The organism is Pseudoalteromonas sp. MMG010 (assembly GCF_018100905.1).
GTDB lineage: Bacteria > Pseudomonadota > Gammaproteobacteria > Enterobacterales > Alteromonadaceae > Pseudoalteromonas.
Genome location: NZ_JAGJEG010000002.1, coordinates 408,038 through 434,930 on the forward strand (window position 1 = coordinate 408,038; position 26,893 = coordinate 434,930).

Sequence of the window (26,893 nt, forward strand, 5' to 3'; positions counted from 1 at the left end):
TTTATACAAATAACTTTTATAAATATCTAGTCATCTGTTTTTTTCTTTTTCGTCACTGCTTTTTTAGTGGTCGCTTTTTTTGCCGCGGCTTTCTTTTTAGGTGCCGCTTTTTTCTTGGCTTCTTCTACCCATTTTCCATTTTCAAAATGAGCAGTCCACCCTGTCGCTTTACCTTCAACTTCACTCATTACATATTGCACTTTATTCTTGCGGCTGTAACGAACAATTGCCAAATTGCCATCAGGATCTTTTACTGGTGCATCGGCTAAGTAATAAAACTTCGGTGAAATACGTTCTCTAAAACGTTTTAACTCTTCTATTTTAGGAGCACGTGTTTCACGCGATTTAGGAAATGTATTGGCAGCTAAGAAAATCCCAGCGGCTCCATCACGTAATACAAAATACGCATCGGATTTTTCACATTCCAACTCAGGTAAATGGACCGGATCTTCTTTTGGTGGAGCAGCTTCGCCATTTTTTAATAACTTACGTGTATTTTTACACTCTTCATTATTACAACCAAAATACTTACCAAAACGACCTGATTTTAATTCCATGTCTGAACCACATTTATCACATTCGATAATGGGTCCATCGTAGCCTTTAATCTTAAAAGTACCTTGTTCAACGATATGTCCATCACAAGCAGGGTTATTACCACACACATGTAATTTACGAGTTTCGTCGATTAAGTAAGAATCCATCGCTGTTTCACAAATAGGACAGCGCTTCATTTGCATTAACGTTTCAGTTTCAACATCTTCAACATCTGCAGAAATAGCTTCATCACCCGACACTAAATTCATCGTGGTTGTACAGCGTTCTTTAGGCGGTAAACTGTAACCCGTACACCCTAAAAACACCCCAGTAGATGCAGTTCGAATACCCATTTTTCGAGCACAGGTTGGGCAATCAATATCTGTTTCGACCATTTGGTTTAAGCGCATGCCACCTTGGTCAGGCTCACCATTAGCAATGGTTAATTGCGTAGAAAAATCAGCATAGAACTTATCAAGAACTTGGGTCCAAACACGCTCACCTTCAGCGATGTCATCTAAACGACCTTCCATTTTTGCAGTAAAATCAAAGTTCATTAAATCAGTGAAGTTTTCGACTAATCTGTCTGTAACAATCTCACCCATTTTTTCAGCAAAAAAGCGTCGATTTTCAACTCTCACATAACCACGATCTTGTATCGTCGAGATAATAGAGGCATACGTAGATGGTCGACCAATCCCTCTTTTTTCTAGCTCTTTAACTAAGCTTGCCTCACTAAAACGTGCTGGTGGCTTAGTAAAATGTTGCTTTGGATCAAGTTCAATAAGTGTTAGCGTTTCACCAACAGCCATTGCAGGGAGTGATTGATCTTCTTCATTCTTTTTACGTACAGCAGGTTGCACTTTAGTCCAACCATCAAAGCGTAGTACACGCCCTTTTGCTTTTAAATGGTAGTCATTTGCAGCGACTGTTAAGGTCGTTAAGTCATATTCAGCAGGGACCATTTGACACGCAACAAACTGGCGCCATATTAACTCATAAAGCTTTTTAGCATCAGCATCGACCCCTTCAACATGACCAGATAGGACGTCAACACTTGATGGACGAATTGCTTCATGGGCTTCTTGTGCATTGCCTTTAGAGCTGTAATTAATAGGATCTTTTGGTAAATAATTAGCACCAAACTCTTGTGTAACATAATCACGACACATTTCAACCGCATCTTTTGAAAGATTTGTTGAATCGGTACGCATATACGTTATGTAACCGCCTTCGTACAAACGCTGAGCAAGCATCATGGTCTTTTTAACACCATAACCTAAACGCGTACTCGCAGCTTGTTGCATGGTAGAAGTAATAAATGGCGCACTTGGACGGCTTTTACTTGGTTTCTCATCAACACTAATTACTTTATATTCTGCATTTTCAAGGCTTTTAACCGCAGCACTAGCCTGTGCTTCATTAACAGGTTTAAATGCTTTGTCTGCGTGTTTAGTGACTTCTAAACGTAATTGTGACTCACTATTTTTAACATCCGCGTGAATATCCCAAAACTCTTCAGGAATAAATGCTTTAATTTCACGTTCGCGTTCAACTAATAAACGTACCGCAACTGATTGCACACGCCCAGCAGATAACCCACGTGCAACTTTAGCCCATAACAAAGGCGAAACCATAAAGCCAACAACACGGTCTAAAAAGCGACGTGTTTGTTGTGCATACACCATGTCGGTATTTAATTCACCGGGTGTTTCGAATGCTTGTTGAATGGCATTTTTTGTTATTTCATTAAATACAACACGTTTATATTTTTCAGGTTCGCCGCCAATGATTTCTTGAAGATGCCACGCTATAGCCTCTCCTTCTCTATCCAAATCCGTTGCGAGATATATTTGGTCTGCATTTTCAGCCAGCTTTTGTAATTCTTGTACTACTTTTTCTTTACCTGGCAGAATTTCGTAATGTGGAGACCAATTTTTAGCTGGATCTATTCCCATACGAGCGACTAAATTTGTGTAATCTCGCTGTTTTTTATAAGCAGCTTTTTCATCAGGTGGCATTTTTCGTACTTCAGCAGGTGTTTTCGTTGCTGGAACTTTTGCTTTTGCAGAACCCGACGTAGGTAAATCTCGTACATGTCCAATACTGGATTTTACGATAAAATTATTACCTAAATATTTATTAATTGTTTTGGCCTTTGCAGGAGACTCTACAATTACTAGCGATTTGCCCATAGTTGCCTATTTCTAACCAAGTATTTAAATGAGATTTGCCGTAAATACGACGCGAATATTTATAGGTATATCTACAAAAACTAATTGTTACAAGCTTTTAATACAAACTTTTAACCAATTAATGAATAAATAAACAATTTCTGTGCTTTATTTAATCAAACAACTGCTTTTAACCTATATTGCAGAGAATATATAGAACACATACAAAAATGCCAACCTATTGGTTGGCATTTTTTATAATTTTACCAATTATTTATCATCTATAATGGCAATGCCTTGAGTAATTGTTTTCGATTCACCTAGTACATTGTCAAATTCAAAAGTAATACTGAGTACGCCACTTGTTAAGTCGTTACCATCTGATTCTCTTGAGATTGAGACAACTGAGTAACTGGTTTGATCAGAGTTTGTATTCGGTACTGTCGCCTCATGAGTGAGGAGATCAAAATCACCATTCGTTGATGAAATTGAAACACTTGTGCCTGCTGGTAAAGGGTTACCAAACTCATCAGAATAGAAAATATAAATCGAAATAGAAGCAAGCCCAATTTCAACCGTTTCTGGGTCTGTTTCATCAGGATCTGTTGCATCATAGTCTGGATTTGCAACAACAATATTTGATAAATCAATACTACCTACATCACAAAAATCTTCTGTATCTGATGTTTCAAGCGTTGCAACGATTGAACTTGAACAATCTGCTGGAACGTACACTTCATAAGGTGCATCTAAAATAGTCGATGTTTTTACCACGGCAAAACGTACATAAGGGTCATCACCTGACATCACTAACTCAAGCTGTTTACGTACCTCAATGAGCTCTCGAGTACACTGCTCGGCTTCTTGTGCTGCTTCTGAGCATAATAAACCATTATACATACCATCCGCTTCATCAAATATTCCATTATTATCAAGATCTCGCCATGTTTCATTGTGTCCACCACGAGAATTTAAAGGCGAACATAAATCATCTTCTGCACTATAAGCATCACCGATCGCTTCGCTACAGTTTGCTTTATCAAATGTTAAGTTTTCATTATGATCGTTAAACGCTTCTGATAAATCATAGCTTGCATAATACTCACCAATATCAAATAAGCCATTGGTGCGCTTTACCCCATCACTCGATTCTTCGTCAACAAAGTTTTCTTGTCCTTTTGTAATGGCTAAAACAGATACTCGCCCGCCCATTACAACACCATCTGCATCGTTTTTGGCGCGAGTTATTCCACCAATACATGGCGCAGCAGCAGAAAAGTACGGGTCACAGTTTACAGTTTCGGTTTTAGGGTTTATGCCTTCAGTGGTAGAAGCATCACCATCGATTTCACCAATTCGGTTACCCCATTTATAGTCATAAAATGGAATATCTCCTTGTGAGCGCCAAGTTACAGTACAAGTTGCATCACTTGTTTGACAAAATGTATCGTCACTCTCTGAACCGATTACACCAGCTTCTGCAATCACAGTTGCTTCAACACCATCGGCATTAAAGTGATTAAATTGGTCGCCAAAATAAACCGTTATATCAGTAGTTACGCCATTATAATTCAATGAATTTGTATTGAATGTAACAGGACTTGCATCAAAACTATTTTGATCAGTAACCCCCGAATTTAAGGTGATTTGAGACGAAACTGAACTGATTTGCTCCGATAACGGGATTAAATGTAATGTACCATCTGGACAGATTTCATTATCTGGCTCTTCCATACATAAGTCATAATCGTCTGTCCAACACGTTAAATCGTCTCCTTCATCAAGCGACGCCAGATCATCTGTCGATACATAACAGGCTTTAACCACAATGGGACCCGGCACAACCCCAGAAGTAACTGATGTAGAAACAAAGCCATCATCATCAGTATCAGCTGATAATTGAGTTAATGATGCCGCACCAATTGAGTCGGTTAGTTTAAAATCAATTCGTTGCTGTGTCGCCGGTAATCCATCTTGGTCAAATAATTGAAACTCCACTTCAGACTGAGTAGGTAAGCCACCTTCACCTGGCGGTAATGCAATAAAGGACTCGCTCACTTGAACAAACTGAATTGATTGAATGGGTGATTCTTCGATAGATATAACGGTCGATGCTGTAAAGTTCTCACCGCCAGTTTCAACACTGATAGTCACGGTATCATCACCACTACAGCCTTTTGCTTGGTATGTGGCACTTGCTATACCGCCAGAAGACTTAACACTGTCATCAATTTCGGCTTGCTCATTAATATAACAAGTAGATGAAAATTCAACATCGGTTGCTGTGGTAAAAAGCTCGCCTTCTTCATCAAGTAAAGTAACAACAATAACTGTGCTACCCCCTGCGTTTAGAGGGATATCATTACCAGCATCATCTTGTTCTAAACCATTATCAACTTCTAACGTTAAATCGGCTGTCCCTACGGCAAAGTTGATAGAATCTGATTCATTTTGTGCCGTGGCATTGATCGTCCCCGCTCCCCCGGTATCACCGGGTTGTAGTTTTAGTAATGCGACACCCTGAGCGTCAGTTAATGCAGCACCTGAAGAAGGTAAAATGCTTCCTAAATTAGTTTCAACATTAACTAAAGAATAAGCACTACCATCTCCACTTTGTTGGTCGACAACTTCTACATATATTTCCCCTAAATCAGTAGAAGAAATATTATGCACAACACTACATCCTGTCGATGCATCTGTAGGGTCTAATCTCACTGCAGAGCGATTATCATCCCAATCAGCATTACAACCTGTTAAAAGTAATACTGTGACTGTAAATTCTGATTCATCGTCAGAGGCCCCATCTCCAGATGAATAAAATACCATCGTACTGCTTATGGTATCAGTGCTCGATGTATATGATGCAACAACTTGTCCCGCACCTTTTAAATCACCACTATTGAGAGTAACGCTCGCTTCTCCACTGTCATTAGTCGAGGCAGTCCCTAACACAGGAGTAATTTCTCCGGTGAAATTGGTAGAAAAAGAAATTAACTGATCACTTAAAGGCACACCGTCACTTGTTAATGTCGCAGTAACAATTCCTTGATTGTCACTGGTCACTGGGTTATCACTGGTAAACTTATTCCCAGCGGCATCAAGTATACTCACCTCTAATAACGTAGTACCCGATACACTGATATCATCTTCTTCGTCACCACTTGATTGAAATTCAAAAGTATCACTATAAGTCACATCGTTTAGTGTATAAGAAGCAGTAACAACACCTGCACCTTCAACTGTACCAGCTGTTAACTGTAAGCTCGCTATACCATCAGCTTGTGTCAGTGAAGTTCCTGAAGTAGGAGATAAAAGACCAATATCGTCATCAAGCGTAAATGTAATGCGTCGACCCGCTAATGTATCACCATCTAACGCTAAAGTGGCTCGTAAATCAATTGGGCTTGATGCAGTAACTGAATTACTTTCAACGCCATCAGAATTATAACCTTCAAGCGTTAATTCATAGCCGGAGTCATCGGTATCATCTTCTTCGTCACCACTGGATTGAAATGCAAAATTTCCAGTATAAGTTACATCATCTATCGTATATGACGCGGTCACAATACCCGCACCTTCAACTGACCCTGCGTTCAATTGTATAACAGCAACCCCATCACTTTGTGTTAATGAGCTCCCAGAAGATGGGTCTAACTCACCTACATCACCATCGAGTGTAAATGTAACAAATTCGCCAGAGACAGCAGCCCCATCTAACTCAAGTAGTGCCCACACTTCGAGTGGACTATCTGCAGAAACAGAATTACTTGCAACATCTGCATTATTATAAGCTGATAAAGTTAATTCATATTCAGCATCTGCACTGTCATCTACCGAGTCTCGACTTAACGTTTCATCACCACTACCACAAGCAGTGAGTAAAAAGCTAAGCATTATTATGCTTAACAATCGTAATAAAGGCATTGACCTCTCCCTAGCATTTTTAATTTAAATGACATTTATTTACCTTATATTAACCTATAAACCTGCTAAAAATCACAGTTTTTTATTACTTTTTTTCATAATTTTTTTTATAAAAAATACGATTTTTTCTGTATAAAAATATACAGGCTGGTAGTCTATGGTCAAATTTATAAAAATAGATCATAAATATGTCAAAATTTCGTTCATTAAGTTTAACCTCTCGGATAATGATAGGCATGAGTTTGGGTATTCTTGTCGGTTTAATTTTCCAGGCATTATTAGCTGGAAAAGACGACTTTTTAATCCCACTGGGTATTTTTTCGCTATCAATCAACGATATATTCGTAAATGGAATCTTTAATGTTGGTGGGCAAATTTTTATTGCCAGTTTAAAAATGTTAGTAGTGCCATTAGTTTTTGTTTCATTGGTATGTGGTACATGTAGTTTAAGTGATCCTAAAAAATTAGGACGCTTAGGTGGTAAATCTATTAGTTTATATTTACTAACAACTGCCCTTGCAATCACTGTTGCTATATTTTTAGCGTTAATATTTAATCCCGGAGAAGGTATAAACCTTCCTTCAGAAACGACATTCAGTGCCACTCAAGCCCCTACACTAGCACAAGTAATAATTGGCATGTTTCCGACTAATCCAATCGATGCAATGTCAAAAGGAAATATGTTACAGGTTATCGTATTCGCATTGTTATTTGGTGTTGCGATGGCACTCAGTGGCGAACCAGGAAAACGTGTAGCGGCTTTATTTGAAGACTTAAACACTGTTATTTTAAAATTAGTCACCTTATTAATGAATATTGCCCCGTATGGTGTATTTTTCTTAATGGCTAAACTTTTTACTACGATCGATTTAAAACTAATAAAAAGCTTGGCACTTTATTTTGGTATTGTCGTGATGGCATTACTTATCCATGGTTTAATCAATTACAGTATTATTTTAAAACTATTAACCGGATTAAGCCCGGTTACTTTTTTGAAAAAAATGAAAAACACCTGCTTATTTGCTTTTAGTACTTCAAGCTCAAGTGCAACAATGCCAGTAACCCTTGAAACCGCAAATAAAAAACTGGGGGTACACAACTCGGTGGCATCATTTACCGTACCATTAGGGGCCACCATAAATATGGATGGCACAGCGATTATGCAAGGTGTTGCCACTGTATTTATTGCACAAGTATTTAGTGTTGACCTAGCGCTTTCAGATTACCTTATGGTTATTCTTACTGCGACACTGGCTTCTGTAGGGACCGCTGGGGTGCCAGGTGTTGGATTAATAATGCTGGCAATGGTTCTTAATCAAGTCGGCCTACCTGTTGAGGGCATCGCTATTATTATCGGTGTAGATCGCTTGTTAGATATGACGCGTACCGCGGTCAATGTAACCGGTGACTGTATGGTTACCTGTGTTGTTGCTAAAACCGAAGGTCAATTAGACGAAACAATATTTAATGACCCTAATGCTGCTAAAGATTTAGAAAACCTTAAAGGCTAATTGATTTTACTAATAAAAAACCTTGCATGAGCAAGGTTTTTTTTATTTTGTTAAGGATTTACACTTTTAAATTTTGATATGAGTGTCATGGTAATTTTATTTACTGAGTGACTAATACCCAATGCTAGTTTATCGCTGATACCCTTTTTAACTTTATACTTCACCTTATATATTTGGCGTTCGTTTTGCTGTGACAAAAGCGCATCATCACTGGTTTTAATTTCATCCACTAACCCTTTCTCTATTGCTTGAGTTGCAAACCAATGCTCACCGGTCGCTACAGAGCTAATATCTAAACTTGGGCGTTGTTGAGATACAAACGTTTTAAATAAATCATGAGTTTGAGCTATTTCTTGCTTAAATTTTTCACGGGCTACATCGGTATTTTCACCAAACATGGTCAATGTACGCTTAAACTCTCCAGCCGTTACTTGCTCAAAGTCTATATCATTTTTCTTTAATATCTTATTAAAGTTAGGTATTTGCGCAATAACGCCAATAGAACCAACAATAGCAAATGGAGCAGCAATAATATGATTAGCCACACACGCCATCATATATCCACCGCTTGCTGCGACTTTGTCTATCGAGACACTAAAGTATATTCCGGCATTTTTTAATCGTTGTAATTGTGACGCTGCTAACCCATAACCATGAACGACACCACCTCCACTTTCTAACCTTACCAATACAGTGTCTTGTTTAGGATCAGCAATACTAATGATAGCGGTAATTTCTTCACGTAATGATTCAACCTCATGTGCATCCATACTACCTACAAAATCAACCACATATAAACGTGGTTTTGATTCCGCATTATCGGCTTGCTTAATATCAGTTTTCACTTTTTTGTTATGTTCTTTTAATTGCTTTTTATTAAGCGTATTCAATAAAAAATCATTTTTAATTGTTCTTAAATGTTCTGAAATATCTTCTATTTCTATTTCACCTTTCTTGGCTTTAGGTTTAACAGCAGCCCCAACTAAAAGCATTAATACAATAGCGATAGCAACAACAAATGTGATTGTTTTAGCAAAAAACAATCCATATTCATATAAAAATTCCAACATTGATCTCCATTAAAAAAAATAAACTTTATCATGCTTTACAATAAAAAAAGCCACGTAATGTGGCTTTTTAGTATAAAACTTAATTTTAAAATATATTTAGTCTGTCACTACATCTTCATTGGTGACTAACAACATATGTCCACGTGTTGCTAAATAAGTCGCTATTTGCATTTGCATTTCTGCATTTGCATCTATACTACCTTGCTCAGTGGCCGCTTTGGCATCATCTTGCTCTGGTGTTAATACCGAACCATGATGTCCTTTTGTAAATTTAACTAAGTAACTTGACGCTGTATCACTTAATGCTTGCGATGAACTTACCGTTGTCAGCCCTAATAATTGGGCTAATGGAAGAGTACCTGCAATCGGGTTACTGGTTACACTTGGAGGGATCACTTGATCTGATTTGTTTTCACCACCATCACCTACCACAACATTTAAATATACTGGTGTACCAAGCTCTGCAACCGTTGATGCGTAGTTGGTTGGATCACCGCTATCAAGTACTGTTTGTGCTGCAAAGGCAAACTCAGTAAATAGCGCTTGGATATTTAAAAGTTTTTGTGTATCAGTCACTGAAGCCAAATATTCACCATAACCACAGGTTAAATACACTTCTTGATCCTCAAAGTATTGAACACAGTTTGCTACGGCTTCATTTTGTAAATAAGCAAGAAACTCTGTCGATTCATCAGTGCCAGCCGAATATAATACCGATGCTTGAATAAATGGTCCAAAGGCAGGTGATTCAAGCAAGAAGCTTGCAATACCACCACCACCACTGGCTAATGCCACTGTATTTACATTAAATAATGGATCTACAGCTTCTGCTAATGGTGTATTTGCCTGCGCAATAAAAGCCGGTGCTACAATAGAACCCAATGAATGACCTATATAAGTTACATCTTGAGTATTAAGCTCATCGTCACCTGAAAAATTAATGCCAAAGCGAAGTGCCAATAAATCGGCTGATGATTGACGTAAACTATCGCGTGCGACTAATAACGAACTTAGGTTCATGTAACTTAATACTGAGCCTGTTGTCGCATTAAAATCATCTGTCCCATCATTATCTATATCTAAACCACGCTCACCATGGCGAGGATGATCAATAGCAACGGTAGCAAAGCCTTGAATAGATAGTTGTGCGGTTAACGCTAACATACTCTCTTTTTGTGTTGTAATACCATGTTGCATAATCACAACCGGCCAACCTGATTCCGGCATCGAAAGTGCTTCATAGCCTAAACTAAGTCTAATCGCATTAATCACCGGCAATATTGGTTTAGTGATCTGTACATCTGCTGTTTCAATGCTTTGCAATTTAGGCACTGAATTATATTTAGTCAGATGACGGGTGCTATCAATACCTAAATCACGTAATTGACCACCGCTTAGCGCAAAGCAAGTCGCATCAGAAACACTAATAGGCTCTGCTGGAAAGCTATCACCGACTGCCGCTTTGTAACCAATCACAGCCACGGCATTATCACATAGCCCTTGCCAATAAGTATCAGCTAGATCATCGGTGGTTGTACCCGTAGGAGTACCTAAATACATCGGTAAGTTTATAGTGCCTTTTTCATACTGAACGCCAGAAAAAGCGTCAGAAACATCTATATTTTGTAAAGCGAACACATCTTTAACTGTAATCACACTTTGTTCTGGAATAGTTAAAACAGGTTTAGGCAAGCTTGGCTGTGATAAACTACCTACTAATAAACTCTTAACGTTACTAAGCACGCCACCTGCTGACTGCATGGTCATCGCAGATGTAAAAATTATATCGTCTTTCGTAATACTTCCTGAAGATACAACGACATTCTCATAACTATTTACAACGCCTTGTAATGTTAATTGCTCTTCTGTAACTAGAGGCGCTTCTTCTTTAACTAATGCATAAGTTGCAGAAGGCTCTATCGAGCGCCCTAAAGAATCTTTTAATCCTGATGTAAATACATTGATGTATGAACTACCCGCATTGAAAGGTTTTAAAGGTATAACTGCAATTGCATCTCCCGATGCTTGAGTTATAAAATCAACTCCAAACGTTAGCTCTCCCACTAACTTACAAGCAGTACCCGCGGATACAACAGCGCATTCTGCATCAGTCAGACTGGCTCCCATAATCACTTCAAAAATACGTACACTTCCAGCAGATGCTGCCGAAGTCGCATCTAAACTAACATCATCAGGAAATGAAATATCAACTTTATATGGAACTTGTGTTGACCAGCCATCAAGCGCACCGAGTGCTAATGATGGATCGGCATATAATTCACGTGAAATAGAGACATTTTCATCGTCAAGTTCACCAGGAATATTAAGCGTACCATCTTGGGTTCCACTAAATAATAAATCGTTCGGTACTGATATCACGCTGTTAGCAGGATCGAACTCAACCGTAGCAAAGGGAATAACTTCACCGCTGTCATTTTTTACATCTTGCAGTGTTTCTCCAGAACCACACCCTGCTAACAGGGCTGTAACTGACAGTGAAAGTAGCATTTTTTTCATATTAATTGCTCCGCGAAAATCTTTTTTTATCGTGTGTTGTTTCAGTATGTTTGGTTAATGAAGTGTAATCAACTTATTAACGGGTCATTAGACCAGATAAACTTAACGTAAAGTTTCTAGTTTCGCCACTTAAATTTATAATAATTACCATTACTTGATGTTTTGCTATGGTAAACTCAAACAAAAATTCAATGGGTATTTTTATGAACACTTTTCAAGCGAGCGATAACGCATTACAAGATAAAATTATTTTAATAACCGGCGCCGGTGATGGGATTGGTCGCGTAGCAGCAATCACGTATGCTAAATATGGTGCAACGGTTATTCTATTAGGAAAAACAACGCAAAAGCTTGAATGTGTTTACGATGAAATCGTTAATGCAGGCTACCCACAACCTGCCATTGTTCCAATGGATTTAAAAGGAGCCACGAAGCAAAACTATCGTGATTTAGCTGCCACAATTGAATACCAATTTGGTCGCTTAGATGGCTTATTAAATAATGCGGGTATTTTAGGGTCTTTAGGCCCGCTTGAGCACTTTTGTTCTTCAACCTTTGAAAATATTATGAAGGTCAATGTCACTGCTCAGGCCATGATCACTAAAGCGCTTTTCCCCGTTTTGCGTAAATCTAACAACGCATCAATTGTGTTTACTTCATCGGGTGTAGGTAGAAAAGGCAGAGAATTTTGGGGCCCTTATGCTATTTCTAAATTTGCTGTAGAAGGCATGATGCAAACATGGGCATGCGAAGTGGGAAAAACCAATATTAGAGTAAACTGTATTAATCCAGGGGCTACTCGCACCTCAATGCGCGCCAGCGCGTACCCAGGTGAAGATAAAGATAAATTAGCGACACCAGAGGATTTAATGCCAACATACTTATATTTGATGTGTGACGACTCTAGCACTATCAATGGCCAGTCGCTTGATGCACAAGTAAAAAAATAACCCAATAATAAAAAGCCGCTAATTTAGCGGCTTATTTAATATTACTTACGTTTTGTTTGCTTAGCACGTTGATTGTGCTTTTTAACCGCTTTACGTATTTGGTTAATTTTAGCACGTTTATCTTTTCGCTTTTCAGGCATAACCGATAACTTAGTTTGAGTTTCACGGCCTAACTTTACCGTTTTACGTAGATAATTAACTGTTTCTAAGTCAAGCTCACTCCAGCCACCTTGTGGTAAACGTTTATCTAACTCTAACTTTCCATAACGAATACGTATTAATCGTGATACTTCAACCTCTTGTGATTGCCACAAACGACGTACCTCACGGTTTCGCCCTTCGTTTAACGTGACATTAAACCATCGGTTAATACCTTCACCGCCCATAGGTTTAACGGTTAAGAATTTCGCTGGACCATCTTCTAACTCAACACCACGTGTTAAGTTTTTAACTGTTTCGTTTGTTACTTCACCAAATACACGGGCAGAATATTCACGCTCTACTTCGTAACTTGGGTGCATTAATCTATTTGCTAATTCGCCATCATTGGTAAATAACATCAAGCCTGCGGTATTAATATCTAAACGCCCAACAGCAATCCAGCGCTCACCATCAATACGTGGGAGGCGATCGAAAACGGTTCTTCTACCTTCAGGGTCTTTACGTGTACTTAACTCACCTTCAGGTTTGTTATACATGATTACGCGACAAATACGGTCGGCTTTTTCTTCAATTTTAACCGTATGGCCATCAACTCTTATTTGATCGGTTTCTTCGACGCGATCACCTAACTTAGCCACTTTACCATTGACACTTACGCGGTTCGCGTCGATGTATTTTTCCATTTCACGTCGTGAACCTACGCCAGCACGGGCTAGGACTTTTTGTAACTTTTCACCTTGTAAACTCATTCGGATGGTTCTCTCACAGAAGGATCGCTCAATAACTGATTTATTTTACTTTGCTGTAATTGCTCCAGCGCGGGTAACTTATCTAAACCAGTTAACGAAAAATAATCTAAAAATTGTTTGGTAGTTGCATATAAAGCCGGTTTGCCCGGTACCTCTTTATGCCCTACAGATTTAATCCACTCTCTTTCAAGTAGTGTTTTAATGATTGCTGAGCCAGTTGTTACGCCACGTACTTGCTCTATTTCGCCGCGGGTTATCGGTTGACGATAAGCTATTAGCGAAAGTGTTTCTAACAAAGCACGGGAGTATTTAGGGGCACGTTCTTTAAATAAAGTATTTAGCCAAGGACTTAAGCTACTACATGCTTGGAAGCGATAACCACTTGCGACCTCAACAAGACGAATCCCTCGGGTTTGAAAATGATTTTCAATTTGTTCAATTGCACGATTAATTTGACTCATAGATACCGCCAATTCACTCAGCACTGTATCTTTAAGTAACCGCTTAGAGACCGGTTTATCAGCAACAAATATGGCTGCTTCGATAATCTCAATCAATTGCTCATCACTAATTCGCCGACTAGCCATAAACTACCCACTTCACTTACTCAGCCGCATATTATGACAGAACACAAGCCCAGTGTGAAAATATATTATTAGTTTGGCGCATAAAAAAGCCAGTGTTTAAACACTGGCTTGATAACATTAAATAAAATTACGAGTTAACACTACTTAATGCTTCGTCTTCCGCAACGGCACTGCCGTTTTTCTTTATGTAACGTACAAATTCTTTTTTACTAATTCGTTTATCTTGGTTTTTATCCATATAACCAAAGTGATTTGCAATATCATCGTCATCGGCTTCTTCAACCGACACATATCCGTCGCTATCGTTATCGAGTGATGAGAAGCTGCTTTCAATTTTGTCAAAGCGGGTAATTTCAGCTTTAAAAGCAGATTCACTTACTTCGCTATCTTCTGCAACTTGACCTGTAAATGCTTGCATATACTGGTTAAATTCTGTTCTACTAATCTGTTCATCATAGTTAGTATCAATTTTTGAGAAATGCTGCCAAATGTTGTCATCATCCGCTTCCACTTTTGAAATAAAACCATCGTGATCGTTATCAAGGCTACCAAAAGTACTATCTATTTGTTCTGGTTTAGGATGTGAAGCGCACGCAGCTAAACTTAAAGAGGCTAAAATAGCAGATGCAAGTGTTAATGTTTTCATAATAAATATCCTTAACGTGAATGAATTTAATCTAATATATACAAATGCAATGCCAACAAAATAAATACATTTAAAACAACCAGTTACTTAACATATTAATTTATTAAGACTTACCACCTCAGCAAGCTTTTCAACCTAATGTGTAATATTTTCAATATCTATCACTTTTGTTATAACCCGTAATTAAAAATACAACGACATTAATGCATTACTCACTCACACATAGATACCGTAATACGGCGCTAAGCTAACGTGTTTTATTTTTAAAATTGCTGATACAATTATCATTATTTTGCTTAATTAAGGTACTCAAATGAAAGTGATTTCTTTCAATATTAATGGTCTGCGCGCTCGACTTCATCAACTTCAGGCTATTATTGATAAACATCAACCAGATATTATTGGTTTACAAGAAATCAAAGTTCATAATGAAGCATTCCCTTTAGACGATGTAGAAAAAATGGGTTACCACGTTTATTTTCATGGCCAAAAAGCGCATTACGGCGTAGCCATGTTGTGTAAGCAAAAACCTAAATCTGTATTTAAAGGTTTTGCTACCGACACCGACGAATCACAAAAGAGAATGATTAGTGTCACCGTAGAACAACCTAATGGTAAAGATTTAACCGTTATGAATGGTTACTTCCCTCAAGGTGATAACATTAGTCACGAAATTAAATTTCCATACAAAGAGCAATTTTATAAAGATCTAATGACCCACTTAAATGAAAATCACACGCCAGATCAAGACGTGATTGTTATGGGTGATATTAATATTTCGCCGACCGATTTAGATATTGGTATTGGTGAAGTTAATGCTAAACGCTGGTTAAAAACTGGAAAGTGTTCATTTCAACCCATCGAACGAGAATGGCTATCAAAGCTTTTAAATTGGGGATTTAAAGATACTTTTAGAGAGTTACACCCGACCACCGGTGAAAAATACTCATGGTTTGATTACCGCTCAAAAGGTTTTGTTGATAACCGCGGCTTACGTATAGATGTTGTATTAGCGACACCTGAGTTAGCAAAACGTTGTGTTGATGCCGGTATTGACTATGAGTTACGTGCCATTGAAAAACCATCAGACCACGCACCAATATGGTCGACGTTTAGTTAATAATGATACCACTGACGAGCCAATTATTACTTTGGTTGATCGTGGCTTTTAGCTACGCCTTTAGCATGAATAAACAAACCTATATGGCGTTATTTATAACGCCATATAGGCAAGTAGGCGTACTTGCGTGCTCACTGGTTTTTATTGTTTTATGGCAAATTAAAGCCGGTATTTTACCCGGTTTAGATCTGCATATTTTAGGGTTAACCGCTGCAACACTTATTTTAGGTTGGCGCTTATGTTTATTAAGCGCTATGTTAAGCTCTTTAATCCTATTAGCATTTAATCTACTGTCTGTTTCACAATTAGCGCTGCATTTAGTATTAACAGTAATTGTACCTACTTTGCTAAGCTACACTTTATTTTTACTGAGTTATCAATTTTTAGCACGGCATTTTTTTGTTTATATATTTGTTTGTGCATTTTTTTCAGCAGGGATCATAGCCTGTATAAAAATTACCTTAACCGCTGTATTTTATTTTAGTATTGGACAATATGATTGGAATCAACTCGCTGACAATTATGTATATATAAGCGCAATTATTTGGTTCCCCGAAGCAATGCTTAATGCGATGGCTATCACATTGTTAATTACTTACCGCCCATATTGGGTAAAAACCTTTTACGATAAGGATTACCTAGACTCATGAGTCTTGATTACTTGTGCCCTCTTTGCACATTTGCGTTACAAAAAATAGATAATACACTTAGCTGCGAAAACAGGCACAGTTTTGATTTTGCAAAAGAAGGGTATGTTAATTTACTGCCTGTGCAAAATAAAAACTCAAAACACCCTGGTGATTCGCTAGAGATGGTACAAGCTCGCAGAGCTTTTTTAGAACAGGGTTACTATCGTTTTTTGCAACAGGCGCTCATTGAAATTGTAAGCGATATTAACGCAGACACTTTGCTGGATCTTGGTTGTGGTGAAGGTTTTTATACACACGCATTAGCACAACATACGCAAGCTCAAGTGTATGGCGTTGATATTTCTAAATCGGCCATTAAGTTTGCAGCAAAACGATACCCTAATTGTCATTTTAGTGTTGCTTCAATCAGCGAAGCACCTTTTAAATCACAATTTGCAGATATTTTAATTAGTGTTTTTGCGCCATTATTTGAACATGAACTAGCCAGATTAGCCAAACCTAATGCACAACTAATTATAGCAAGTCCGGGGCCGTGGCATTTAAAAGAGTTAAAAGAATTAATTTATAAACACGTTAATGAACATACTGAGATTCAGCCACCGAGTGGATTTGAGCATTTAAAAACCACACTAATTAGCCAACAAGTTCAGTTAGAGTTTAATGAACTTAAAAACTTAATTATGATGACCCCTTTTGCATGGAAATTCAGACCTGAGCAATGGCATGCGTTAGAGCAAACAGCAAGTAAAAGTGTTACGTTATCTTTTTATATTTCTCAATTTAAAGTGAAAAACAGTTAGCGTTACCTTAGTAAACACAGCAATAAGTGAAGTAAAGCATGACTAAAACTGTTCTTTAGTAAATGCTTTATCCATTTTTTCAAACATATCATTGAGTAAATCGGCAAGTTGCATATAGTTTGGCTTAACTTCACTTAACTGTGTCTGATAACCATTAGCAACCATTTTTTCATGAAGTTGTTTGTACCAAGAATACATTGCAGGTTCTAGCGGGGTTTGCGCACGTTTACCAAGCCATAATACCCCTTGTACTGGTAACGAAATGAAAAACAATGCACTGGCAATAGCTTGTGGTAAAAAATCAGGGCCTAAATACTGCAATTGAAAAAATAACGTCATCATAGCTAAAATGGGCATCACTGTTATTGCCAATTCGGTGGCTTTAATTACCCTAAATTCATTAAATAATGGAGCCAGCTCTTTACGCATTGGCCATTTTTTAGCGTATTGCCGCCCTATTCTTATTTGTGACATCACATTTTTTTTCATTATGACTCCTCAAACATATTTAATCTTAGATTGAGTGTAACACATATTTTATCAATCATTTTAGTGTTAAATAAAACCAATTTAGTGACTAAATCATACCAAAAAACTAAACATACAGGCGCACATAAGGTAAACTAAACGTTACTTTATATACTTCGTATTAACGCAAGTAAATTATATATAATCATGATTAACAGTCGCTTACTTAGTTGGAAAAATACCTATGCCGATATCCGCTTCTCAACCACAACATGTTTTGGTGTTAAATTGTGGTAGTTCTAGTTTAAAATTTGCCATAATCAATGCCTTAAATGGTGATGAAATCATTTCGGGTTTAGCTGAGCGTTTAGGGGCAAAAACACCTTCAATTAAGTACAAATTTAATAATAAAAAAACACTTATTGAGTTAGCTGAAAACGAAGCTCATGCAGAAGCTATTAATACGTTAGTTTCTTTAATTAAAGAGCATCATTTAGATGAACATTTAATTGCCGTTGGACATCGTGTTGTGCATGGTGGCGAACACTTTACCGAATCAGCATTAATAAACGACGATGTAATATCAGCAATAAAACAAGCTTCGTCTTTAGCCCCTTTGCATGGCCATGCTAATTTGTTAGGTATTACATCAGCGCAAGCCGCGTTTGCTGGGTTACCACAAATTGCGGTTTTTGATACAGCGTTTCATCAAAGTATGAATGAAGTTGCGTATTTATATGCACTTCCTTATAAACTTTACACTGACTACGGAGTAAGGCGTTACGGTTTTCATGGTACAAGCCATTTTTATGTTGCTGGACAAACAGCAGCATTATTAAATCTTGATATTAATAAAAGCAACTTTATTAGTGCCCACTTAGGTAACGGCTGTTCAGTTTGTGCCATTAAAAATGGCCAAAGTGTTGATACAAGTATGGGGCTAACCCCACTTGAAGGTTTAATGATGGGCACGCGCAGTGGCGATATAGACCCTGGCTTATTTAATTTTTTAACCACCCAACTCGATTACAGCGCACAACAAATTGACGATTTATTAAATCAAAAAAGTGGCTTGTTGGGGATCAGTGAGTTATCTAATGATTGTCGAACAATTGAAGAAGCGGCCATCGCTGGTGATAAAAAAGCAACCCTTGCTTTAGATATGTTCTGCTATCGTTTAGCTAAACAAATCGCCGCTTTTATGGTGCCTTTACAACGTTTAGATGCCATTATTTTTACTGGTGGTATTGGCGAAAATTCAGATATTATTCGTGAAAAAGTTATCTCTCAATTACTGTATTTAGGCGTTAATTGCGATAAAGAGGCTAATTTAGCCGCCCGCTTTGGCTCACAAGGTATTATCAGTTCAACCTCGGCTCACAGTAAAGCGGTTGTTATGCCAACGAATGAAGAATGGGTTATCGCCAACGACGCAGCACGTATTGCTAAGGAGCTATAAATGGCACGTAGAATCATGTTAATCCCAATTTCTACTGGTGTCGGCCTGACATCTGTATCGGTTGGCATAGTGCGCGCACTAGAACAAAAAACGGTTAAAGTAAACTTTTTTAAACCTATCGCACAACCGCGCTCCGGCGAAATTGGGCCAGAAAAATCGACCCAAATTGTTATGCAAGGCTCACCAATTACTCCCCCAACGCCATTTGCACTTGATTATGCAGAACAAATGATTGGCGATGGTAAAGGTGACGATTTATTAGAAGAAATTGTAGAGCGTTTCGAAAGTAAAATTAATCCCGATGAAGTCGCTATTATCGAAGGTATGGTCCCAACGCGACGTCAACCATATGCTGGTCGAGTTAATCGCGAAATAGCACAAACACTTGGAGCCGACATTGTATTTGTACTCACTCCAGGTAATGATAATAACAATCAACTAGAAGATCGTTTAGAAATAGCCGCCGGTTACTATGGCGGAGTTGAACATCCTCGCGTATTAGGCTGTATTTTTAATAAAGTGAATGCTCCGCTTGATGAAGAAGGAAGAGCGCGAGCTGATTTAGTTGATTCGTATAATGCTGATGCACTCGATAACGCGTTAAATCGACTAGCGTCACTACCCATTTTTAGAAAAAACCCTTTTATGCTGTTAGGCAGCATACCTTGGGATTTTGATTTAGTTGCACCACGAGTAAAAGATTTAAGTGCGTATTTAAAAGCCACCATTATTAATGAAGGCGACATGATGCACCGCCGACTCCGCCGCATTACTTTTTGTGCCCGTACCGTATCAAATATCTTAAATCACTTCACGCCGGGTGCATTGTTAGTCACCCCAGGTGATCGCTCAGATATTTTAGTTGCTGCGTGTTTATCTGCCATGAATGGTACAAAAATTGGCGCTATTTTACTCACTGGTGGCTTTGAACCAGAACCAAGAATTATGGCACTGTGCGAACAAGCAATGAAAACCGGCTTACCAATATTAGCCACAACGTCTGATACTTGGCGTACATCTTTACTATTACATAACTTCAATATGGAAGTGCCTAGTGATGATGAACAGCGCATAGAAAAAGTCAAAGATCACAATGCAGATCATATTGACTCTGATTGGTTAGATACCCTTGCCCAAAGCGTTGGGAAAACGCGCAAATTATCACCACCAGCGTTTAGATATTTATTAACCGATAAAGCAAGAAAAGCAGGTAAAACAATCGTATTACCTGAGGGCAATGAGCCTCGTACTATAAAAGCGGCGGCTATTTGTGGACAAAGAGGAATTGCCAAAACAATCTTATTAGGCGAACGTGAAGAAATAATGCGTATCGCTGAGCAACAAGGTATTGAACTTAACGAGCATGTGAGTATTGTCCAACCAAAAGATATAATTAATGATTATGTTGAGCCCATGGTTGAAATACGAAAAGGCAAAGGTTTAACTGAAGTTGTTGCACAAGAACAATTACAAGATAACGTTGTACTTGGAACCATGATGTTAGAGCAAAACCAAGTCGATGGTCTCGTTTCGGGTGCCGTTAATACCACCGCCAATACAATTCGCCCACCGCTGCAACTGATAAAAACAGCGCCTGGTTCATCGCTTGTTTCGTCAATATTCTTTATGTTATTGCCAGATCAAGTCTTAGTGTATGGTGATTGTGCGATAAACCCAGACCCTAACGCAGAACAATTAGCTGATATTGCGATTCAATCGGCCGATTCAGCTGCGGCATTTGGCATTGAACCGAGAGTTGCAATGATAAGCTATAGCACAGGTACCTCAGGGACTGGCGCCGATGTTGAAAAAGTACGTGAAGCAACACAGATTGCAAAACAAAAACGTCCTGATTTAATTATTGATGGCCCGTTGCAATATGATGCAGCTATCATGGAAAATGTAGCAATTAAAAAAGCGCCTAACAGCCCTGTTGCAGGTAAAGCCACCGTCTTTATTTTCCCCGATTTAAACACCGGTAATACAACTTACAAAGCAGTACAACGAAGTGCCGAACTCATTAGTATTGGACCGATGTTGCAAGGGATGCGTAAACCCGTCAATGATTTAAGCCGAGGCGCTTTAGTTGACGATATTGTTTATACCATTGCACTTACGGCCATTCAGGCAAAACAAGTGGCTGATTTAAAATAACTAGCTTATTTAGTGTTTTTTATAGCCTAACTATTTTTTTATTTTATATTAAATAGTTAGGCTAGTTATACCGAAAAATACGCAGAGTTACCCACAGGAAATGTGGACAACTTCAAATAGGCTTTTCCCTTTTATTACTTGTTATTTTTCTATAATATAATTGTCAGAATGTTTTTATGGCTGGTTATTTAAAATAACAATGTCACTTCAACCAATAATAAAAAAGCACAAAGGGTAGTTTGATCACACGTTATTATTTTTATATCGCTTTGCTATTTTCAAAGCACCCCCACTTTCCTTTTATTAGGTAATCAAATGAATGCTTTGCAAGTTACATATAAAGCGCAAAACACACTGCCTTTAAATAGTTTAAACATAGCGAGCCCCTTTACGGGTAAAGTGTTGTCTATCGATACACATCCTGTTGCTTTTTTTCGTTACAGTACCTTAGGTCCAAGTGTATTAGTTGAGCTTTCTAGCCATAAAATTTTAGCTCCTTTTAACGGAAAATTATTACAAGTTAAAAATGCCGGTACAGAATTTGTGTTACAAGCAGATAACGGAATAAAGTTATTATTAAATTTACATATTATTGCTAAAAAGCCACTTTCGCATACTCGAATAACTCAATTAAATGGCAAAAATATCACCCATTCCCAACAGCTCGCATATTTCGACTTGTTAGAACTTGAATCACCGATACTCGCGAGTGTCGTTTTATTAAACGGGCACAATTTAGGTCGTTTTCATTTTTCTCACACCCATGTTAATGCGGGTATAGACCCTATATTATCAATCATTAAGAAGATATAAATTATGACAACCTTATATGGTATTAGTAATTGCGACACAATTAAAAAAGCAAAAAAGTATTTAACCGAAAACAATATCCCTTTCACCTTTCATGATTATCGTAAAGATGGAGTTGATGAGGCGATGATCACTGAATTTTCGACACATCTAGATTGGCAGCTGTTGGTTAATAAACGCGGCACCACTTATCGCGCACTCAGTGATGAACAAAAGCAAAGCTTAACTAAAGAGAGCGCCATTACTTTACTATGTGAACAACCCGCTATGATAAAACGCCCTGTATTAGTGACTAATGAGCAGTATCATTTAGGTTTTAAACCCGCACAATATAATGAGGTTTTTAGCAAATGATGCATGATGTAATCACACTCGCACAACAGCTTATTCAGCGACAATCAGTCACACCTGAAGATGCTGGATGCCAAGAATTAATGAACGAACGCCTAAGTTCAATTGGGTTTAATATCGAATCGATGTTTTTTACCGATACGCTAAATACCTGGGCTCGAAAAGGTGATACTTCTCCGCATTTTTGTTTTGCAGGACATACTGATGTAGTCCCTACTGGCCCTGAAAAAAATTGGCAACACCCCCCTTTTTCAGGATTAGTGAAAGACGGTTTATTACATGGCCGAGGCGCTGCAGATATGAAAGGCTCGCTTGCTGCAATGTTAGTTGCTACAGAGCGTTTTGTTGGTAAACACCCTGATCACAAAGGGTCTATTTCTTTTTTAATCACCTCAGATGAAGAAGGGCCATTTATAAATGGCACCACAAAAGTAGTAGACACCCTTGAAGCACGCGGTGAAAAAATTGACATGTGTTTAGTTGGCGAACCGTCTTCACGCGATACCTTAGGTGATGTTGTTAAAAATGGCCGTAGAGGCTCACTGACAGGCTTTTTAACGGTTAAAGGTATTCAGGGTCACGTTGCTTATCCTCACTTGGCACAAAACCCCATTCATTTAGCCTCACCGGCTTTGACCGAGCTTAGTAATACAGTGTGGGATGAAGGGAACGAGTTTTTTCCGGCAACGAGTTTTCAAATATCAAACATAAATGGCGGCACCGGGGCTGGTAATGTGATCCCTGGAGAATTAGCAATACAGTTTAATTTTCGTTTTAGCACCGAAGTAACCCATGAGCAGTTACAACAACGTGTTAATTCTATTTTACAACACCACGATTTAAACTATGAGCTAAGTTGGATAGTTAATGGTTTACCGTTTATTACAGAACATGGCCCATTAGTAGATGCAACTATTGCTGCAATAAAAACAGTGACAGGCCTTACCAGCAACTTAGAAACAACCGGTGGGACCTCTGATGGCCGTTTTATTGCACAAACAGGTGCTAAGGTTATAGAGCTTGGACCACGTAACGAAACGATTCATAAAATTGACGAATGTGTTAGCACCGATGATTTAATCGCGTTGAGTGACATATACGAGAAAATACTAGAGCAACTTTTAACATAATGAGTGATTTATTATCAGCCAATTTGCAGTGTATCACCGGGCAAACGGATACACATTTAGTCGATGTTCAACAACATCGGCTACATTACGCTATTATCGATGATTTTTTATCACTGCAAACAGCCGCTAAACAAGCCGGTTTTAGATTAACCATAGCCTCTAGCTTTCGTGATTTTAATCGCCAACAAATTATTTGGGATAATAAGTTTAGTGGCCTGCGCCCTGTACTTGATATAAACCAACGCGTTATTGATATAACCCGCTTATCGGATTTTGAAAAGTGTAACGCAATAATGCGCTACTCTGCATTACCTGGAGCCAGTAGGCATCATTTAGGGACCGATTTAGATGTATTTGATAGCTCAGCAGTGAGTAACGATTACCAGTTACAACTAACACCTGATGAATATCAACACGGCGGCCCATTTGCTCCTTTGAGCGATTGGTTAGATAAAAATCTAACTAAATATGGTTTTTATCGCCCTTATAAACTCGACTTAGGGGGGGTAGCTCCAGAGCTTTGGCATATAAGTCATATAAAGCAATCTCAATTGATGTTAAAAAGCTTAACGCAAACAGATCTGCTTCGCTGTATAGAGCAAAGTCATGTGTTAGGGAAACACGAAATTATAGCTAATTTAACGCAAATATATTCTCGCTATGTAACCAATGTCAGCCCACCTTAGGGCTGACATTAATAATAGGCACTTTAAGGGGTTACTTTTTTATAGCTTATAAACACCCATACTGATGCTAAAATAACGCTGCTTGCAATAATAAATTGAGTGGTTAATGGCTCAGATAAAAATACAACCCCCGCTAAAGCGGCAAGCACTGGCACACATAATTGAACCACCGCAGCATGGGTACTTTTTAACAGTGGTATTGCCACATACCATACGCTATAACCAATCCCTGAGGCTAACGCCCCTGAGGCACATGCTAATAAAATACCAATCATACTCAAATCATTTAAATAACTAAAACCAACGATAGCTAAAATTGGCAACAGCACAACACTACGAATAAAATTAAACCCGGTAGCCCTTAACGGCGACACACAGCGCTTACCTCTAATACTATAAATACCCCATGCAACCCCACTGAGCGCCATTAAACTTGCAGGTAAAATAGAGGGTATCGCCGCAGAAGGCAGCATTAAATAAATAAACCCTGCAAGAGCGAGTAAAAATGCTCCCCACTGCACCGAACTAAGTTGCTCTTTGTTATAAATTCCCCAGCCCATCATAGTTAGCTGCACCGCTGAGAACAAAATGAGTGCGCCAGTGCCTGTATCTAACTCAATATACGCAACCGAGAAACACAATGCATACACTAAAAGACTCAAGCTACTTCGCCAACTTCCTGTATCTGTTAATATTTTTTTATCATAGTGCGGTTTTTGTTTTAACTTATAACTATAGATAGCCATAATGAATGACAAACACAGTGCACCACTTAATAAACGTACAATAGTAAAGTTCCAAGCATCAATATAACCCTGTGCTAAGGCCATTCTGCACAACAGTGAATTTGCAGCAAATGCAATTAAAGCAATAAGGGTATAAATAGTTGCTTTCAAAAGTATTCCTTAATTAATAATAGTCAGCAAAATAAAGTAATTTAAAATAGACAAAAATAAAAATTCATTTTAAGTTCAGAGCACCTACTCTACGCTTTTTTACAATGTTTCACAGTGATAATTACATGACCTATGTTAATCTCATTGTAATAATTTTATAGGGGTTAAATGTGCTACGCAGTCTTGTTTTTTGTGTTTGCCTCATGCTAGCTGGTTGCAGCACAATCAGTTTTAATAATTTATTTAACGATTACGCAAGTGAAGTTGCGCCCATCCGCAGTGCGATTAAAAACAATAACCTTAATAAAGCTCAGCAACTTATCTCAAAGCGCGCCCATGGTCACGCTAATTACTTATTAAATTTACTCGAACAAGCTCGTTTAGCTGATTTAAATAACGACTCACAGCAAGCAAAAGCCCTCTACGAACGTATTTACCAACAAGTCCAATTAGATAACCAAAGCGCTAAACTACAATTAAGCACCGCCGTTGAACAAAGTAATGCATTACTAACGAATGATTCAAGCATTGCCTATACTCCTCCCCGTTATGAGATGAGTATGTTACATAGTTATAAAGCATTAAACTATATTTACGACAATAACTTAGAAGCGGCTTTAGTCGAAATCCGCCGTGCCAATCAAGTACAAAAAAAAGCCCTGCAAGACAATCAAACACAAATAAATGAAACTCAAACGTTAGCGCAATCGCATTATCCAGCAATGGATGAGTTAATTGGTAATATTAAAAATGGGTTTCAAAATGCATTTACTTATTACTTATCTGCACTGTTATATCAAGCAAATAAACAATACGATGATGCTTATATTGATTATAAAAAAGCACTCGAAATTATGCCAAACAATCAGTTTATACAGCAGGATTTACAGAGATTGGCAAAACGACAAAATTTTGATATTGATTTTCCTGTCGATCAACAAAGCGCTAAACAAATTAGTGAACTCCCCCCAGAGCAGGGTGAAGTGATTATTATTCTAGAACAAGGGCTTGTCCCCTCTCAGGTTGAATTTAAAATACGCCTTCCAATTAATACCTCCTCTGGCGATGCTCGTTTTTATAGTTTAGCGCTGCCAGCGTATAACGATATGCCATATAGCACTACGTTAAATAATTTAATGATAGATCAACAACCTCTGCAATTTAGCCCTTTAGTTAATATTGAATCACTGGCTGCAAAAACACTTAAAGATGAAATGCCTAGTAAACTATCTCGTCAATTATTAAGGCTTTATAGCAAAGAAAAATTAAGAGAAGAAATAGCACGCAGTGCTGGAAATGTAGGCAATATCATAGCCAATATTTATAATTTAGCATCTGAACAGGCAGATACCCGAAGTTGGAACACATTACCGAATAAAATTAGTGTAGCCCGATACCCATTAACACCAGGAATACATAGCCTTAATATAATCAACCAGAGCAAAATAAATTTCAGCGTTAGTAAGCAAGGGTTAACGTTAATTTACTTAACCTCTATTAATCACTATTTTAACTACCACGTAGTTAAGCTTTAGGAGCAGT

At 38.1% G+C, this 26,893-nt stretch carries 21 protein-coding genes; 12 read left to right on the forward strand and 9 right to left on the reverse strand.

Annotated elements, in window-relative coordinates:
- Positions 1-26: 26 nt before the first annotated feature.
- Complete coding sequence (gene topA, locus J8L70_RS04790) at positions 27-2,732, reverse strand: type I DNA topoisomerase (protein ID WP_211054334.1); 2,706 nt, start codon at positions 2,730-2,732, stop codon at positions 27-29.
- A 249-nt stretch (positions 2,733-2,981) separates the two neighbouring features.
- The gene (locus J8L70_RS04795; protein WP_211054335.1) at positions 2,982-6,635 is read right to left on the reverse strand and encodes a hypothetical protein; all 3,654 of its coding nucleotides are present in this window, start codon (positions 6,633-6,635) and stop codon (positions 2,982-2,984) included.
- Between the two features lie 188 nt (positions 6,636-6,823).
- Here J8L70_RS04795 and J8L70_RS04800 point away from each other — a divergent pair, with 188 nt between their 5' ends.
- Positions 6,824-8,146, forward strand: coding sequence for a dicarboxylate/amino acid:cation symporter (locus J8L70_RS04800; protein WP_211054336.1), 1,323 nt, complete (start codon positions 6,824-6,826; stop codon positions 8,144-8,146).
- A gap of 50 nt (positions 8,147-8,196) precedes the next feature.
- Here J8L70_RS04800 and sohB read toward each other — a convergent pair whose 3' ends face one another.
- Both sohB and J8L70_RS04810 read right to left on the reverse strand, forming a co-directional pair.
- Positions 8,197-9,213: a protease SohB gene (gene sohB, locus J8L70_RS04805; protein WP_211054384.1), complete on the reverse strand. Its 1,017-nt coding sequence runs from the start codon at positions 9,211-9,213 to the stop codon at positions 8,197-8,199.
- 99 nt (positions 9,214-9,312) lie between these two features.
- Positions 9,313-11,733 (reverse strand): VolA/Pla-1 family phospholipase, encoded by a 2,421-nt coding sequence (locus J8L70_RS04810; protein ID WP_211054337.1) that lies wholly within the window; start codon positions 11,731-11,733, stop codon positions 9,313-9,315.
- A 203-nt stretch (positions 11,734-11,936) separates the two neighbouring features.
- Here J8L70_RS04810 and J8L70_RS04815 point away from each other — a divergent pair, with 203 nt between their 5' ends.
- Positions 11,937-12,683, forward strand: coding sequence for a YciK family oxidoreductase (locus tag J8L70_RS04815; RefSeq protein ID WP_211054338.1), 747 nt, complete (start codon positions 11,937-11,939; stop codon positions 12,681-12,683).
- 41 nt (positions 12,684-12,724) lie between these two features.
- On the opposite strand, the gene rluB is transcribed toward J8L70_RS04815, so the two are convergent.
- From rluB to J8L70_RS04830, 3 genes are all read right to left on the reverse strand, one after another.
- Positions 12,725-13,594 carry a 23S rRNA pseudouridine(2605) synthase RluB gene (gene rluB, locus J8L70_RS04820; protein ID WP_211054339.1) on the reverse strand — a complete coding sequence of 290 codons (870 nt, stop codon included), beginning with the start codon at positions 13,592-13,594 and terminating at the stop codon, positions 12,725-12,727.
- Positions 13,591-14,181 carry an SMC-Scp complex subunit ScpB gene (gene scpB / locus J8L70_RS04825; RefSeq protein ID WP_211054340.1) on the reverse strand — a complete coding sequence of 197 codons (591 nt, stop codon included), beginning with the start codon at positions 14,179-14,181 and terminating at the stop codon, positions 13,591-13,593. The genes rluB and scpB overlap by 4 nt, the downstream gene beginning before the upstream one ends.
- Positions 14,182-14,308: 127 nt before the next feature.
- The gene (locus J8L70_RS04830) at positions 14,309-14,827 is read right to left on the reverse strand and encodes an EF-hand domain-containing protein (RefSeq protein WP_211054341.1); all 519 of its coding nucleotides are present in this window, start codon (positions 14,825-14,827) and stop codon (positions 14,309-14,311) included.
- A gap of 313 nt (positions 14,828-15,140) precedes the next feature.
- Between J8L70_RS04830 and xthA the strand changes: the two genes are divergently transcribed.
- From xthA to rlmA, 3 genes are read left to right on the forward strand one after another with little or no spacing between them, the layout of a single operon-like run.
- A complete protein-coding gene (xthA, locus tag J8L70_RS04835; RefSeq protein ID WP_211054342.1) occupies positions 15,141-15,947 on the forward strand; it encodes an exodeoxyribonuclease III in 807 nt (268 codons plus the stop codon).
- Positions 15,948-15,949: 2 nt separating this feature from the next.
- Complete coding sequence (locus J8L70_RS04840) at positions 15,950-16,597, forward strand: energy-coupling factor ABC transporter permease (RefSeq protein WP_211054343.1); 648 nt, start codon at positions 15,950-15,952, stop codon at positions 16,595-16,597.
- The gene (gene rlmA / locus J8L70_RS04845; RefSeq protein WP_211054344.1) at positions 16,594-17,397 is read left to right on the forward strand and encodes a 23S rRNA (guanine(745)-N(1))-methyltransferase; all 804 of its coding nucleotides are present in this window, start codon (positions 16,594-16,596) and stop codon (positions 17,395-17,397) included. The genes J8L70_RS04840 and rlmA overlap by 4 nt, the downstream gene beginning before the upstream one ends.
- 42 nt (positions 17,398-17,439) lie before the next feature.
- Here the strand turns inward: rlmA and yfbV are convergent, their stop codons facing one another.
- Positions 17,440-17,886 carry a terminus macrodomain insulation protein YfbV gene (gene yfbV, locus J8L70_RS04850; RefSeq protein WP_211054345.1) on the reverse strand — a complete coding sequence of 149 codons (447 nt, stop codon included), beginning with the start codon at positions 17,884-17,886 and terminating at the stop codon, positions 17,440-17,442.
- A gap of 223 nt (positions 17,887-18,109) precedes the next feature.
- Here yfbV and J8L70_RS04855 point away from each other — a divergent pair, with 223 nt between their 5' ends.
- The 6 genes from J8L70_RS04855 (at position 18,110) to J8L70_RS04880 (ending at position 24,455) form a co-directional block, all read left to right on the forward strand.
- Positions 18,110-19,324 (forward strand): acetate kinase, encoded by a 1,215-nt coding sequence (locus J8L70_RS04855; protein WP_211054346.1) that lies wholly within the window; start codon positions 18,110-18,112, stop codon positions 19,322-19,324.
- Positions 19,325-21,478, forward strand: a complete 2,154-nt coding sequence (gene pta, locus J8L70_RS04860) for a phosphate acetyltransferase (protein ID WP_211054347.1) — start codon at positions 19,325-19,327, stop codon at positions 21,476-21,478.
- A 315-nt stretch (positions 21,479-21,793) separates the two neighbouring features.
- Entirely contained in the window at positions 21,794-22,291 is a 498-nt protein-coding gene (locus J8L70_RS04865) for a PTS glucose transporter subunit IIA (RefSeq protein ID WP_211054348.1), read from the forward strand.
- A gap of 3 nt (positions 22,292-22,294) precedes the next feature.
- Positions 22,295-22,642 (forward strand): ArsC family reductase, encoded by a 348-nt coding sequence (locus J8L70_RS04870; RefSeq protein ID WP_211054349.1) that lies wholly within the window; start codon positions 22,295-22,297, stop codon positions 22,640-22,642.
- Entirely contained in the window at positions 22,639-23,769 is a 1,131-nt protein-coding gene (gene dapE / locus J8L70_RS04875; protein WP_211054350.1) for a succinyl-diaminopimelate desuccinylase, read from the forward strand. Before J8L70_RS04870 ends, dapE begins: the two co-directional genes overlap by 4 nt.
- On the forward strand, positions 23,769-24,455 hold the full coding sequence (locus J8L70_RS04880) for a M15 family metallopeptidase (protein ID WP_211054351.1): 687 nt from the start codon (positions 23,769-23,771) through the stop codon (positions 24,453-24,455). The genes dapE and J8L70_RS04880 overlap by 1 nt, the downstream gene beginning before the upstream one ends.
- A gap of 23 nt (positions 24,456-24,478) precedes the next feature.
- Here the strand turns inward: J8L70_RS04880 and J8L70_RS04885 are convergent, their stop codons facing one another.
- Entirely contained in the window at positions 24,479-25,351 is an 873-nt protein-coding gene (locus tag J8L70_RS04885; RefSeq protein ID WP_211054352.1) for a DMT family transporter, read from the reverse strand.
- A gap of 170 nt (positions 25,352-25,521) precedes the next feature.
- Between J8L70_RS04885 and J8L70_RS04890 the strand changes: the two genes are divergently transcribed.
- Positions 25,522-26,886 carry an adenine DNA methylase gene (locus tag J8L70_RS04890; RefSeq protein ID WP_211054353.1) on the forward strand — a complete coding sequence of 455 codons (1,365 nt, stop codon included), beginning with the start codon at positions 25,522-25,524 and terminating at the stop codon, positions 26,884-26,886.
- Positions 26,887-26,893 lie beyond the last annotated feature (7 nt).

Coding starts and splice junctions, on each gene's coding strand:
- J8L70_RS04795 (WP_211054335.1), bottom strand. CDS start 6,635: ATGCCTTTATTACGATTGTTAAGCATAATAATGCTTAGCTTTTTACTC.
- J8L70_RS04810 (WP_211054337.1), bottom strand. CDS start 11,733: ATGAAAAAAATGCTACTTTCACTGTCAGTTACAGCCCTGTTAGCAGGG.
- J8L70_RS04830 (WP_211054341.1), bottom strand. CDS start 14,827: ATGAAAACATTAACACTTGCATCTGCTATTTTAGCCTCTTTAAGTTTA.
- topA (WP_211054334.1), bottom strand. CDS start 2,732: ATGGGCAAATCGCTAGTAATTGTAGAGTCTCCTGCAAAGGCCAAAACA.
- yfbV (WP_211054345.1), bottom strand. CDS start 17,886: ATGAAAAAAAATGTGATGTCACAAATAAGAATAGGGCGGCAATACGCT.
- J8L70_RS04815 (WP_211054338.1), top strand. CDS start 11,937: ATGAACACTTTTCAAGCGAGCGATAACGCATTACAAGATAAAATTATT.
- J8L70_RS04865 (WP_211054348.1), top strand. CDS start 21,794: ATGAATGCTTTGCAAGTTACATATAAAGCGCAAAACACACTGCCTTTA.
- dapE (WP_211054350.1), top strand. CDS start 22,639: ATGATGCATGATGTAATCACACTCGCACAACAGCTTATTCAGCGACAA.
- rluB (WP_211054339.1), bottom strand. CDS start 13,594: ATGAGTTTACAAGGTGAAAAGTTACAAAAAGTCCTAGCCCGTGCTGGC.
- J8L70_RS04800 (WP_211054336.1), top strand. CDS start 6,824: ATGTCAAAATTTCGTTCATTAAGTTTAACCTCTCGGATAATGATAGGC.
- xthA (WP_211054342.1), top strand. CDS start 15,141: ATGAAAGTGATTTCTTTCAATATTAATGGTCTGCGCGCTCGACTTCAT.
- J8L70_RS04840 (WP_211054343.1), top strand. CDS start 15,950: ATGATACCACTGACGAGCCAATTATTACTTTGGTTGATCGTGGCTTTT.
- scpB (WP_211054340.1), bottom strand. CDS start 14,181: ATGGCTAGTCGGCGAATTAGTGATGAGCAATTGATTGAGATTATCGAA.
- J8L70_RS04870 (WP_211054349.1), top strand. CDS start 22,295: ATGACAACCTTATATGGTATTAGTAATTGCGACACAATTAAAAAAGCA.
- rlmA (WP_211054344.1), top strand. CDS start 16,594: ATGAGTCTTGATTACTTGTGCCCTCTTTGCACATTTGCGTTACAAAAA.
- pta (WP_211054347.1), top strand. CDS start 19,325: ATGGCACGTAGAATCATGTTAATCCCAATTTCTACTGGTGTCGGCCTG.
- J8L70_RS04880 (WP_211054351.1), top strand. CDS start 23,769: ATGAGTGATTTATTATCAGCCAATTTGCAGTGTATCACCGGGCAAACG.
- J8L70_RS04855 (WP_211054346.1), top strand. CDS start 18,110: ATGCCGATATCCGCTTCTCAACCACAACATGTTTTGGTGTTAAATTGT.